Source organism: Lysobacter daejeonensis GH1-9, assembly GCF_000768355.1.
Lineage (GTDB): Bacteria > Pseudomonadota > Gammaproteobacteria > Xanthomonadales > Xanthomonadaceae > Aerolutibacter > Aerolutibacter daejeonensis.
Map to the genome: position 1 here is coordinate 16333 of NZ_AVPU01000029.1, position 11709 is coordinate 28041.

An 11709-nucleotide genomic window follows, 5' to 3' on the forward strand; every position below is an offset into this window, starting at 1 on the left:
AGCGCAGTAGTTGGAGTTTCGACATGGCTTTCAGTACAGGCAACGGCGGCGGCGGCCCGATGGCCGAAATCAACGTTACGCCCCTCGTGGACGTGATGCTGGTGCTGCTGATCATCTTCATGATCACCGCGCCCCTGATGTCGCATAAGATCCAGGTCGAACTGCCCGAGGTCCAAATCGGGTCGAAGAAGGACGAGAATGCGCCGCCGGTGCCGCCGATCACGCTGGCGGTCAAGGAGAACGGCTCGTTGTTCTGGAACGACGAGCCGATCACCAAGGACCAGCTCGAGAGCCGTCTCTCGGTCGAAGCCCAGAAGACCCCGCAGCCGCAGATCAACGTCCGCGGCGACAAGACCACCAAGTACCGGATCGTCCAGGATGTCGTGAAGATTGCGCAGGCCCAGGGCATGCGCAAGGTCGGCTTCGTCGCGATCAAAGAGCGCTAAGGAGACCTGACCATGGCTTTCGCATCCAACTCCGGTGGCGGTGCAATGTCGGACATGAACGTCACGCCCCTCGTGGACGTGATGCTCGTGCTGCTGATCATCTTCATGGTGACCGCCCCGATCGCCTCGTACCCGATCGAGGTGAACCTGCCGCAGAAGTCGCTTAACCCGCCGCCGCAACTCAAGGAACCGCCGCCGCCGATCCGGCTGCGGATCGATGCGAGCGGCCAGGTGTTCTGGAATGACCAGACGCAACCGGTATCGGCCCTGCCGAACCTGATGCGCCAGGAGGTCGAGCGTGACCCGACCAACCAGCCGCTGCTCGAAATCGAAACCAGCAGCGACGCCGATTACGGCGTGCTGGCCAAGGTTCTCGCGCACGCGAAGAACGCCGACATGCAGAAGATCGGCTTCGTGCAGAACGACTGATCGCAAGACCCTTACCGTCGTGAAAACGCCGCCTCCGGGCGGCGTTTTTTTTTCCGCTTGCCGGTGGCGCGGCTGCGGGCGTACCGTCAAGGCGGACACTCCGTCCGGCAGCAATGGAGGTGCACCATGGCCGTCTCCTTGTTCTCGTCCGCCCGCGGTCCGCGTGAAATGGCCGAGATGAACATCACCCCCCTGGTCGACGTCATGCTGGTGTTGCTGGTGATCTTCATGATTGCCGCCCCGACGATCACCAGCACCCTTGATACGCGCCTGCCGCAGGCTGGGCCGGTGCCGCCGGGCTCGGTGCCGGAGCGCTTGCGATTGCAGGTGACTGCGGGTGGAGAGTACCTGCTGCGCGACCAGCGGCTCGACGCCCGTGCGCTGCCGGCGGCGTTGGCACAGGAAGCGGCGCGCCGGCCACAACCGGTGCTGGAGATAGCGGCCAATGCCGATGCGGACTACCAGGCGATGGCGTCCGCCTTGGCCGAAGCCAACCGCCAGCAGCTCGGCAACGTGACCCTGGCCGAGTGAAAGGTCCGGCGGCCCGCCGGTAGAAGAGTTCAGGCCGCCGGCGCGGCGCCTTGCAGGATGGCAAGGTAGCCGCGCACGGTGGCCTCCAATCCGGTGTACAGCGCCTCGCCGATCAGCGCGTGGCCGATCGACACTTCCAGCACGCCCGGCACCGCCCCCAGGAACGCGCCGAGATTGGCCTGGCTGAGATCGTGGCCGGCGTTCACCCCGAGGCCGGCGGCTTGCGCGCGCCGGGCGATGCCGGCAAAGCGCTGCAGCATCGGGTCGGCCTGGCCGGCGGCGAAGGCCTCGGCGTACGGGCCGGTATACAGCTCGATGCGGTCGGCGCCGGTTTCGGCCGCGCGCTCGACGGCGCCAGCGGCGGTGTCCAGCCCTGGGTCCCCATGCGCATCGGCGAACAGGCTGACCCGGCAGCCGCAGCCCTTGAGCGCGGCCACCAGCGGCTTCAGCGGTTCCACGTCGCGGCTGAAGTCGAAGCCGTGGTCCGAGGTGAGCTGTGCGTCGCTGTCGGGCACCAGGGTGGCCTGGGCCGGCCGCACCTGCTCGCACAGCGCGAGGAAACCGGGGTAGCCCGGCCGCGGCGGCGCGAACGGATTGCCTTCGAGGTTGAACTCGACGCCGTACTCGCGGGTCAGCTCGGCCAGCGCATGGACGTCATCGGCGCGGATGTGGCGCGCATCGGGACGCGGGTGCACGGTAATGCCATGCGCGCCCGCGTCGAGGCAGGCACGCGCGGCACGGACCACGTTGGGTTCGTCGCCGCCGCGCGAATTGCGCAGTACGGCGATCTTGTTGACGTTGACGCTGAGGACGGTCATCCGCGCAGTTTACCCCTGCACGGGGCGCAGGCTCAGCGCGGGGTCTCGCCGGCAGTGGCGGCGGCCTTGCGAGCCTCGGCCTGCTCGCGCAGGCGGCGCAGCTCCTCGGGATCGATCATCGCGTGGTCCGAGCGGCTGCGGCTGTCGATACGCTGCGCCAGCAACGCCATCACCCAGGCCAGGATCAGGCCGAGGGCGACCAGCAGGCACACGGCCATCAGCCCGACCGAGGCGGTCTTGAAGGCGACGGCCAGCGCGCCGATCGCAAGCAGGAGGTAGACCCAGGCCATCATGGTGCGGCTTCCTTCGTGATGTCGCCGGAGTGTAACCGCCGCCCCGCGGCTTGGCAGCCCGATCGTGGTCACGAAACGGCCGTCGGTCGCCCTTGGGACTCCACCCCGACGGCCATCGTGTCCACTCGGCTCCGATCGAATCAAAGCAGCGGCGATACCAGCCGCGCCATCGCCTCGGGCAGGCGCACGGTCCACAACCCGCGGGGCCGGTCGCGGCGTACGGCCGCGGCGCGGGCGCACTCGCCGCGGATCAGTTTCGCCAGCCGCTCGGCGAGTGCGGTATCGCGGAACAGCACCGACAACTCGAAATTGAGGCGGAAACTGCGGTGGTCGAAGTTGGCGCTGCCGATGATGGCCAGGTCGTCGTCGCACAGCAGCGCCTTGGTGTGCAGCATGCGCGGACCGTACTCGTAGATCCGCACGCCGGCATCGAGCAACTCGTCGAAGTAGGAGCGGGCGGCGTAGGTCACCAGCCGGCTGTCGCTCTGGCGCGGCACCAGCAGGCGCACGTCCAGTCCGCCCAGGGCGGCGGAGGTCAGCGCCATGCGCGCGGCTTCACCGGGCACGAAGTACGGCGTGACCAGCCAGACCCGCTGGCGTGCCTCGTGGATGGCGCTGACGTGCAGGCGATGGATCGGCTCCCAGGCGGAGTCCGGGCCGGATACCAGCACCTGGGCCACGGTGCTGCCACGCTGGTCGGATGCAGGCTCGGGCATGCGCGGCGCCCTGCCGGTGGCGTAGGCCCAGTCCTCGGCGAACACCAGCTGCAGCTGGTGCACCACGGCGCCCTCCAGGCGCAGGTGCAGGTCGCGGTAGGCATCGTCGCGGCGGCGCTCGTCCTCCTCGTCGGTGATGTTGATGCCACCGGTGAAGGCGATGCGGTCGTCGATGACGATGATCTTGCGGTGGGTGCGCAGGTTGAGCCACGGCCGCCGCCAGAACCAGCGCAGGCGCATCGGGTGGAACCACGCCACTTCACCGCCAACGTCGACCAGCGGTTGCAGGAAGCGCGCCGTGGTCTTGCCCGAGCCGACCGCGTCCAGCAACAGGCGCACGCGCACCCCGGCGCGGGCGCGTTCGACCAGTGCATCGCGCAGCGCGGTGCCGATGTGGTCGGGCAGGTAGATGTAGTACTCGAGGTGGATGTGTTCGCGCGCCTGCGCCACCGCCGCGAGCACCGCGTCAAATTTGGCGGCGCCATCGACCAGCAGTTCGGCCGCGGTCGCCGTGGTCGGTGGCAGGCCGGTGGTGGACTGGGCGATGCGCGCCAGTTCGATCGCATCGCGGCTGGGATGCAGGTCCGGCGGCACTGGCGGCAGCGCCGCGCGGGCGCGGATGCGGCGCAGGCGCTGGCGCTGGATGCGCTGCGGGCCGAGGAAGTAATAGATGACGAAGCCGATGTAGGGCAGGGCCGCCAGGCTGACCAGCCAGCTCAACGTGGCCGCCGGCTCGCGCTTCTGCAGGATGATCCAGCTGCCCAGCCCGAGCAGGTAGCAGGCCCAGCCGATCCACAGGTACACCCCGAGGTTGGGCAGGGCCAGGATCGTGGACCACAGGTCGAGCAGGGGATGCGGCATCAGGGGCTCGGTTGGCAAAGGAGCGGTCGTCGCATCCGTTGCGACCCCGTCGGCGTAGGCTAGCCGCATGGACGATGCGCGCAAACCCCAGGCCCCGCTGAAGGGGCGCGGCGCCGCTTCGCATGTCGCGGGCCGCTACCAGAAGGCGGTGACCACCGGTGCCGACGATGGCTGGGGTTCGGTCTACGCCGACGAGGCCGGGCTGCCGCCGTTGCGCACGCAGGTCCGTGAGGAACGGGCGCGCACCGTGATCAGTCGCAACGACTCGCCGGACGTGGGTTTCAGCCAATCGGTGAACCCGTACCGCGGCTGCGAGCACGGTTGCGTGTACTGCTTCGCGCGGCCATCGCATGCCTACCTGGACCTGTCGCCGGGGCTGGACTTCGAGACCAAGCTGTTCGCCAAGACCAATGCGGTCGAGCGCCTGCAGGCCGAACTGGCCAAGCCGGGCTACCGCTGCGCGCCGATCGCGCTGGGCATCAACACCGACGCGTACCAGCCCATCGAGCGGCGCTACCGCATCACCCGCGGCCTGCTGGAACTGCTGGCCGCGTGCCACCACCCGGTGAGCTTTGTCACCAAGGGCGTGTTGATCGAGCGCGACCTTGACCTGCTCGCGGCGATGGCACGCGATCGGTTGGTGTCGGTGTACGTCTCGGTGACCTCGCTCGACAACCACCTGTCGGCACGGATGGAGCCACGCGCCGCCGCGCCGCACACCCGCCTTCGGCTTATCCGCGCGTTGCATCAGGCCGGCGTGCCGGTCGGCGCCCTGGTGGCACCGGTGATCCCGGCAATCACTGACCACGAACTGGAACACATCCTCGAGGCGGCGCGCGGCGCCGGCGCGCAATCCGCGGGCTACGTCATGCTGCGCCTGCCGCACGAGTTGAAGACGGTGTGGCGCGAATGGCTGGAGCTGCACTACCCCGACCGCGCCGCGCACGTGATGAGCCTGCTCCAGCAGATGCGCGGTGGCAAAGACTACGACAGCGCGTTCGGCACGCGCATGCGCGGGCAGGGGCCCGTCGCGGACCTGATCGCCAAGCGCTTCGAAGTGGCGTACCGGCGCCTGGGCTTCAGCCGCCTGCCGGCGCTGGACACCAGCCGCTTCACGCCGCCGCGCCCACCCTCACCGCAAGGCGAGTTGTTCTGACGCTGTGGGACGGCTGTGTGTGCCGGGGGTATTGGGAAAAGCGCGCCATGGATGGCGTGCGGCCCGACTCGCGGCAGGATGCCGCGACGGAGGGTTGGAGCAATACTCCCGGCACGCACAGCCTGACCAGCCCGTGCAACAACGAGCAAAGCGTCGCACGACGCCCTGAAGCCGAGCTTCAGAACGGCAACAGCGCGCCACCCAACCACAACCATTGCGCCATCCACGCACTCACCAGCGCGATCAGCACCGTCAGCGGCAGGCCGATGCGCAGGAAATCGTTGAAGCGGTACTGCCCCGGACCCAGGATCAACAGGTTGCCGTGGTGACCGATCGGGGTGAGGAACGCCACCACCGCGCCGAGCGCCGTGCACACCACGAACGGCGTGACCGGCAGCCGCAGCGACTCGGCCAGCGACACGGCGATCGGCCCCAGCAGCACCGTCGTCGCCGCATCCGAGAGGATCTGGGTGAGCAGCGCGGCCACGGTGAACATCACCAGCAGCACCGCCAGCGGCGGCCAGCCGGCGACCACGTGCAGCAGGCCGTTGGCCAGCAACTCCGCGGTGCCGGTCTGCTCCATCGCGATGCCCAGGGGGATGACGCCGGCGATCATCACGAAGATGCGCACGTCGATCTCGCGGTAGGCCTGCTCCACGTCCACGCAGCGCGTGGCGACCATCGCCACCGCGCCCAGCAGGAACGCGAGGGGAGCCGCCAGCAATTCGGTGGCTGCCGCGAACACCGTGGCTGCGAGCACCGCGACCGCCAACGGTGCGCGGATGCGCCGCTTGGCCTCGCCGGCAAACGGCACCAGCATGAGGAAGCCGTGGTGGGCGGCCAGCTCGGCGAACTGCGAGGGGCGGCCCCACAGCACCAGCAGGTCGCCTTCGCGCAGGCGCGCATTGGCCAGGCGCAGGGCGATCTCACCGTCACGCCGCCACAGGCCGGCGATGACCGTGTGGAAACGCCGGGCGAAGTTGAGCTCGCGGACCGTGCGGCCAATGAACTCCGAGCCCGGCGCGACCACCGCCTGCACCAGCTGGCGCGGGCCGTCGCCGCTGACCAGGCCGCCGAAGCGGGCGAGGGCGTTGAGGTCAAGACCCGGGTCGTCGTGCAACGAGGCCAGCGCGTCGGCGGAGGCTTCGACCAGCAGGATGTCACCGCTGATCAGCGGGCTGCTGGCAGTGAGGTCGTCACGCGGCATGCCGTCGCGCAGCCAGCCCACCAGGCGGAACTTGTCGCCCAGCGCCTTCTGCAGCTCGGCCAGCGGCCGCGTGCTCCAGCGCGAGCCTTCCACCACCAGCAGCTCGGTGCGGTAGCGGTCCAGGCGCAGGTAGCCGTCGTCGCCGGCCTCGCCTTCGCGCTTGGGCAGCAGCCAGCGTGCCAGCAGCATGTAGACCACACCGACCAGCACCAGTGCCAAGCCGATGGGGGTGATGGAGAAGATGCCCAGGCCCTCGGCGCCGGAGCGCTCGATCAGGTTGTCTGCCAGCAGGAAGGCGGGCGCGCTGACCAGGGTCAGGGTGGTGCCCAGCGAGGCCGCGAACGACATCGGCATCAACAGCCGCGATGGCGACAGGCCCTTGGCCCGCGCCAGGCGGGTCAGGATCGGCAGCATCATCGCGGTGACCATCACGTGGTGGGTGAACGACGACAGCGCCGCCACTACCGGCATGGTCACGGCGATTGCGCGCGATTCCGTGGCGCCGGCGGCCCGCTCAACCCACTGGCCGATCTTCTCGGTCAGGCCGGTGGCGGCGAGGCCACCGGAGATCACGAACACCGCCGCGACGATGATCGCCGGCTCGCTGGCGAAGCCCGACAGGGCGGCCTTCGAGTCCAGCACGCCGGTTACGACCAGTGCCAGCAGGGTGAGCATGGCGGTGACGTCCACCCGCAGCCGCTCGCTGACGAACAGGTAGAGCGACCCCGTGAGGATCAGCAGGAAGAGGATCTGATGGAGGTCCATCCGTTCATTGTGCGTGATGTGCGCGTGATGGGGCGTGCACCGTGCCCTCACATCCGCTCCGGGTACACTCCGGACAAACACTTCCCGTGCCCATGTCGAGCTTCGTCAACCCACCCGGTCTTCCGGACGCAGCGCCCCGGCCCCCTGACACCGGTGCCTCCACGCCTGCGGCCCCTGCTGCCCTGCGTGAGCGGGCGTTTGCCGATGCGCTGGCGCACGACCTGCGCGCTCCGCTGCGTTCCATCGAGAACTTCGCTGCGTTGCTGGAGCGCCGCAGCGGCGAGGTGCTGGACGAGGCCTCGCGCGATTACCTGGCCCGCATCCGGGCCGCTGCGACGCGGATGGGCACCCTGCTCGCCTCGCTGTCGGAGCTGTCGGCGGCGCAGCGCGCCGAGCCGCAGGTGGCACCGGTCGACATCAGCCTGCTGGCCGAATGGGCGCTGGCCGAACTGGCGGACACCCACCCGCAACGCCAGGTGCAGGCCGTGGTGCAGCCGGGGTTGGTGATGCACGGCGACGAACGGCTGTTGCGCCAACTGCTGCAGCAGTTGTTGCGCAACGCGTGGGCGTTCACCGCGGGCGTGGCGGACGCGCGCATCGAGGTGAGCGGTGCGGCGGAAGCCGCGGGCCAGCGGCTGGCCGTGCGCGACAACGGCGTCGGCTTCGACCCGCGTTACGCGCACAAGCTGTTCGAGCCGTTCCAGCGCCTGCACGTGGCGGAGCAGGGCGCCGGCCACGGGCTGGGCCTGGCCATCGCGCAGGCCGTCGCCACGCGCCACGGCGGACGGGTCCGCGGCGAATCCGCACCCGGCACGGGCACGGTTTTCACCTTCGAATGGCCGGTCCCGCCGGCCGGGGACGCATGAGCCGCGCGCGGGGCACCGTGGCATGGGGGGAAGACGCATGATGCACAAGGAAATCCTGCTGGTCGAAGACAATCCCGACGACGTCGAGCTGACCCGGATCGCCTTCAACGAGGCGAAGATCGCCAACGCGCTGACCGTGGTCACCGATGGTGCGGAGGCGCTGGACTACCTGTTCGCCCGCGGCGCGCATGCCGACCGCAACCCCGCCGACCTGCCGTCGATCGTGCTGCTGGACCTCAACCTGCCCAAGGTTGATGGCCGCGAGGTGCTGCAGGCGATCCGCGCCAACGAGGCGACCAGGACCCTGCCGGTGGTGGTGCTGACCACCAGTGCCGAGCCGTTTGACGTGGAAACCAGCTACGCGCTGGGCGTGAACAGCTACATCCAGAAGCCGGTGGATTTCGAGCAGTTCGTGTGGGCCGTCAAGCAGGTGGGCCTGTATTGGCTGGTGCTCAACCACCCGCGCACGGGCGGCTGAGCCTCACTGCCCACCGAACAGCTGTTCGGCGCGCTGGAACAGGATCCAGCTGGTGGCGATGATCTTGTCGCCGCCCAACGGGCGGTTACCGCGGTGGGTGTGGGTGAACCCCGCCGGCGCAATCAGCAATGAGCCGGTGCGCGGGCCGATCTTGCGCTGCTGGTAGAGGAACTCGGTCTCGCCTTCTTCGAACCCGTCATTGAGGTACAGCGTCCACAGCAAGTGGCGGTGCAGGGTGTCGGCTCGCGGGTCGCGCGGGTACAGCTCGCAGTGCCAGTAGGGGTAGCCGCCGCGGCCGCCGGTGTAGCGCTGCAGGTTGATCGCGCCCGGGCGCAGTACGGTCTGCACGATCGGAGTGAGGGTGGCGTCGTCCATTGCCACCAGCCGCTCGGCGGTGAGCCGGTGACGCTTGCCGCCTTCACCGGGCACTTCCAGCATCAGCGGCGCGATCAGGGTGTAGGGGTAGCGGCGCAAGTAGGCCAGCAGGGCCTTGAATACCGCCTGGTTGAGCAGGCCTTCGGCGTCGCGCCAGGCCGGCTTGCCCGCCAGCGTGAGGTCGAGGCTGTCCTTGAGCTCGGGCAGTACGCCGCCGCCGACGCGGCCGGGGCCGGTCTCGTTGCTGGCGTTGAAACGCGCGACCAGCGCTGCGCACTGCTCGCGGCTGAGCGCGTCGGGATAGACCTCGATGAAATCGACGGGCGGGGTCTGGCTCATGGCGGTCGTGCTGGAGGGGCAATCCCGAGGTTCGCACGCCGGCGCCGGGAGGTGAACCCCGGCGCCGCGCGGCTGAGCGCGATCAGTGCGCTGCGTCGTGCTCGGCGTGGTAGCGCACCGCGGCCTCGACCTCGGCCTTGGAGCCCAGGAACACAGGCACGCGCTGGTGCAGGCCGGTGGGCTGCACGTCCATCATGCGCTGGCGGCCGGTGCTGGCGGCGCCGCCGGCCTGCTCGACCAGGAAGCTCATCGGGTTGGCTTCGTACATCAGGCGCAGCTTGCCGCCCTTGGGTGCGCACTTGCTGTCCAGCGGATAGCTGAAAATGCCGCCGCGGGTCATGATGCGGTGCACGTCGGCCACCATCGAGGCGATCCAGCGCATATTGAAGTCCTTGCCGCGCGGACCTTCCTTGCCCAGCAGCATGTCGCCGACGTAGCGCTGCATCGGCGGTTCCCAGAAGCGCTGGTTGGAGGCGTTGACCGCGAACTCCTTGGTCTCCTCCGGCACCCGCATGCCGCGGGTGGTGAGCACGAAGCTGCCGACTTCGCGGTCGAGGGTGAAGGCGTGGGTGCCGTGGCCGACGGTCAGCACCAGCGTGGTCTGCGGGCCGTACACGCAGTAGCCGGCGGCGACCTGGGCGGTGCCCGGCTGCAGGAAGTGCTCGTCGGCCGGCGTGACCACGCCCTCCGGGCAACGCAGCACGGAGAAGATGGTGCCGACCGAGACGTTGACGTCGATGTTGGACGAGCCGTCCAGCGGGTCGAACAGCAGCAGGAAGTTGCCGCGCGGGTACACGTCCGGGATGGGCATGCTGTGGTCCATTTCCTCGGAGGCGAGGCCGGCGAGGTGGCCGCCCCAGGCATTGGCCTCGAGCAGCACGTCGTTGGCGATCACGTCGAGCTTCTTCTGCGCCTCGCCCTGGATGTTGCCGGTGCCGGCATCGCCCAGCACGCCGCCCAGTGCGCCCTTGCCCACGGCGATGGATATCGTCTTGCAGGCGCGGGCGACCACTTCGATCAGCAGGCGCAGGTCGGCGCTGACGCGGCCGGCGCGCTGTTCCTCGATCAGGAAGCGGGTCAGGGAGACGGGGGTGGTGCTGGGCTGGGTCATGGCGGGCACGGGTGGACGCGAAGCCGCCATTTTCGCCCATGTGGGGCGCGATTGCTTGGTCAGGCCGCGGCGGGGCGGCGTCGACTGCGGGCGCGGCGCTGGACTACGCGGGTGAGTTGGTCGCGGGCCATCGCAAGCATCAGCAGCGGCGCTTCGGGCTCGGCCGAATCGGCCACGCGCTTGGCGGCCTCGATGGTGGCCTCGGCGGCGCAGGTGTCGGCATCGGGCAGCACGGCGCGCAGGCCGCGCAGGTGGGCGTCGAGCTGGCGTTCCAACTCGGGCTCCAGGCCACGGCCGGCACGACGCACCACCTCGCTCAGGGTGGCGTCGGTGCGTGCGAGGGCGTCGTGCAGGTGGTCGTCGGTGTGCGGCATGGCGTGGCGCGTGGGCAAGGCCATCGTCTGATTCGGAAAGCGCTGCATGGTGCCTGCTCCGCTGTGAGCGACGGGTGCAGAGGGTGGCCGATGCATGTGACAGCATCGCGATGCGCGCATGACGCGCTCAGCTGGCGTGCAGCAACGTCAATGCCGTGTCGAGGATGTACCGCGCGAGCGGCTCAGATCACCCGCAACGTGATCGCCTTGAGCACCGCGCGCGTGCGGTCGCGGGTGTCGAGCTTGTCGAGGATGGTGGAGACGTAGTTCTTGACCGTGCCTTCGGCGAGGAACAGTGCGCGCGCGATCTCACGGTTGGAGTAACCACCGGCCAGCAGGCGCAGGATGGCGACCTCGCGTTCGCTGAAGCGCTCTTGTGGCGCGTCCGCGGTGTGGTACTGGTAGCGCGCGCGCACCGGGTCAGTGCTGACCGGCTGCAGCAGGGTGTCGCCGGCGGCGATGCGGACGATGGCGTCGCGCAGGTCTTCCGGCGCGGCGTCCTTGAGCAGGAAGCCCTGCGCACCGGCTTCGGTGGCGCGCAGCAGCAACTCGCTGTCGTCGAACGTGGTGAGCAGCAGCAACGGAGTGGCATCGCCGCGCGCCCGCAGCTGCAGCAGGGCGTCGATCCCGTCGATCCCGGGCATGCGGATGTCGCTGAGCACCACGTCCACGGGCGTGCGGGCCAGGCCGTCGAGCAGCGCCTGGCCGTCCTCGGCCTCGAACGCGATGGTGATGCCCTGCCGTTCCAGCAACGCGCGCAGGCCGGCACGGACCAATGCCTGGTCGTCGGCCAGCGCGATGCGCAGCACGCTCACGCCGGCATGCTCGCATCGATGCGCAGCGCGCCGCGCGGCGAGGTCGACAGCGCCAGGGTGCCGCCCACCGCGGCGAGGCGCTCGCGCATGCCGGCCAAGCCGTTGCCCTCGCGCAGCGGCGTCTGCAGG

At 69.5% G+C, this 11709-nt stretch carries 14 protein-coding genes; 6 read left to right on the forward strand and 8 right to left on the reverse strand.

Annotated features, from left to right (window positions below):
* Positions 1-23: 23 nt before the first annotated feature.
* The 3 genes from N800_RS12775 (at position 24) to N800_RS12785 (ending at position 1406) form a co-directional block, all read left to right on the forward strand.
* Positions 24-446: an ExbD/TolR family protein gene (locus N800_RS12775; protein WP_036139320.1), complete on the forward strand. Its 423-nt coding sequence runs from the start codon at positions 24-26 to the stop codon at positions 444-446.
* 12 nt (positions 447-458) lie between these two features.
* On the forward strand, positions 459-875 hold the full coding sequence (locus N800_RS12780; RefSeq protein WP_036139322.1) for an ExbD/TolR family protein: 417 nt from the start codon (positions 459-461) through the stop codon (positions 873-875).
* 126 nt (positions 876-1001) lie between these two features.
* A complete protein-coding gene (locus N800_RS12785; protein ID WP_036139325.1) occupies positions 1002-1406 on the forward strand; it encodes an ExbD/TolR family protein in 405 nt (134 codons plus the stop codon).
* A gap of 29 nt (positions 1407-1435) precedes the next feature.
* On the opposite strand, the gene N800_RS12790 is transcribed toward N800_RS12785, so the two are convergent.
* The 3 genes from N800_RS12790 to cls form a co-directional block, all read right to left on the reverse strand.
* Positions 1436-2224: a pyridoxine 5'-phosphate synthase gene (locus N800_RS12790; RefSeq protein ID WP_036139328.1), complete on the reverse strand. Its 789-nt coding sequence runs from the start codon at positions 2222-2224 to the stop codon at positions 1436-1438.
* A 32-nt stretch (positions 2225-2256) separates the two neighbouring features.
* A complete protein-coding gene (locus N800_RS12795) occupies positions 2257-2514 on the reverse strand; it encodes a hypothetical protein (RefSeq protein ID WP_036139353.1) in 258 nt (85 codons plus the stop codon).
* 143 nt (positions 2515-2657) lie between these two features.
* Complete coding sequence (gene cls / locus N800_RS12800) at positions 2658-4094, reverse strand: cardiolipin synthase (protein ID WP_052108233.1); 1437 nt, start codon at positions 4092-4094, stop codon at positions 2658-2660.
* Between the two features lie 67 nt (positions 4095-4161).
* Here cls and N800_RS12805 point away from each other — a divergent pair, with 67 nt between their 5' ends.
* The gene (locus tag N800_RS12805) at positions 4162-5250 is read left to right on the forward strand and encodes a PA0069 family radical SAM protein (RefSeq protein ID WP_036139330.1); all 1089 of its coding nucleotides are present in this window, start codon (positions 4162-4164) and stop codon (positions 5248-5250) included.
* 178 nt (positions 5251-5428) lie between these two features.
* Here N800_RS12805 and N800_RS12810 read toward each other — a convergent pair whose 3' ends face one another.
* Entirely contained in the window at positions 5429-7222 is a 1794-nt protein-coding gene (locus N800_RS12810) for an SLC13 family permease (protein WP_036139333.1), read from the reverse strand.
* A gap of 92 nt (positions 7223-7314) precedes the next feature.
* On the opposite strand from N800_RS12810, the gene N800_RS12815 reads away from it, so the two are divergent.
* Both N800_RS12815 and N800_RS12820 read left to right on the forward strand, forming a co-directional pair.
* Positions 7315-8088, forward strand: coding sequence for a sensor histidine kinase (locus N800_RS12815; RefSeq protein WP_052108234.1), 774 nt, complete (start codon positions 7315-7317; stop codon positions 8086-8088).
* 40 nt (positions 8089-8128) lie between these two features.
* The gene (locus N800_RS12820) at positions 8129-8566 is read left to right on the forward strand and encodes a response regulator (protein ID WP_198032549.1); all 438 of its coding nucleotides are present in this window, start codon (positions 8129-8131) and stop codon (positions 8564-8566) included.
* Positions 8567-8569: 3 nt separating this feature from the next.
* Here the strand turns inward: N800_RS12820 and N800_RS12825 are convergent, their stop codons facing one another.
* The 4 genes from N800_RS12825 to N800_RS12840 form a co-directional block, all read right to left on the reverse strand.
* Entirely contained in the window at positions 8570-9280 is a 711-nt protein-coding gene (locus tag N800_RS12825; RefSeq protein WP_036139339.1) for a 2OG-Fe(II) oxygenase, read from the reverse strand.
* An 82-nt stretch (positions 9281-9362) separates the two neighbouring features.
* Positions 9363-10391 (reverse strand): class 1 fructose-bisphosphatase, encoded by a 1029-nt coding sequence (locus tag N800_RS12830; protein ID WP_036139342.1) that lies wholly within the window; start codon positions 10389-10391, stop codon positions 9363-9365.
* A 59-nt stretch (positions 10392-10450) separates the two neighbouring features.
* Positions 10451-10813, reverse strand: coding sequence for a hypothetical protein (locus tag N800_RS12835; RefSeq protein WP_198032550.1), 363 nt, complete (start codon positions 10811-10813; stop codon positions 10451-10453).
* A gap of 134 nt (positions 10814-10947) precedes the next feature.
* On the reverse strand, positions 10948-11580 hold the full coding sequence (locus N800_RS12840; protein WP_036139346.1) for a response regulator transcription factor: 633 nt from the start codon (positions 11578-11580) through the stop codon (positions 10948-10950).
* Positions 11581-11709 lie beyond the last annotated feature (129 nt).

Bases quoted from the DNA above. Each gene is read 5' to 3' on its own strand.
- N800_RS12830 (WP_036139342.1), bottom strand. From the start codon at position 10,391: ATGACCCAGCCCAGCACCACCCCCGTCTCCCTGACCCGCTTCCTGATC.
- N800_RS12790 (WP_036139328.1), bottom strand. From the start codon at position 2,224: ATGACCGTCCTCAGCGTCAACGTCAACAAGATCGCCGTACTGCGCAAT.
- N800_RS12805 (WP_036139330.1), top strand. From the start codon at position 4,162: ATGGACGATGCGCGCAAACCCCAGGCCCCGCTGAAGGGGCGCGGCGCC.
- N800_RS12775 (WP_036139320.1), top strand. From the start codon at position 24: ATGGCTTTCAGTACAGGCAACGGCGGCGGCGGCCCGATGGCCGAAATC.
- N800_RS12825 (WP_036139339.1), bottom strand. From the start codon at position 9,280: ATGAGCCAGACCCCGCCCGTCGATTTCATCGAGGTCTATCCCGACGCG.
- cls (WP_052108233.1), bottom strand. From the start codon at position 4,094: ATGCCGCATCCCCTGCTCGACCTGTGGTCCACGATCCTGGCCCTGCCC.
- N800_RS12835 (WP_198032550.1), bottom strand. From the start codon at position 10,813: ATGCAGCGCTTTCCGAATCAGACGATGGCCTTGCCCACGCGCCACGCC.
- N800_RS12795 (WP_036139353.1), bottom strand. From the start codon at position 2,514: ATGGCCTGGGTCTACCTCCTGCTTGCGATCGGCGCGCTGGCCGTCGCC.
- N800_RS12815 (WP_052108234.1), top strand. From the start codon at position 7,315: ATGTCGAGCTTCGTCAACCCACCCGGTCTTCCGGACGCAGCGCCCCGG.
- N800_RS12785 (WP_036139325.1), top strand. From the start codon at position 1,002: ATGGCCGTCTCCTTGTTCTCGTCCGCCCGCGGTCCGCGTGAAATGGCC.
- N800_RS12780 (WP_036139322.1), top strand. From the start codon at position 459: ATGGCTTTCGCATCCAACTCCGGTGGCGGTGCAATGTCGGACATGAAC.
- N800_RS12810 (WP_036139333.1), bottom strand. From the start codon at position 7,222: ATGGACCTCCATCAGATCCTCTTCCTGCTGATCCTCACGGGGTCGCTC.
- N800_RS12820 (WP_198032549.1), top strand. From the start codon at position 8,129: ATGCACAAGGAAATCCTGCTGGTCGAAGACAATCCCGACGACGTCGAG.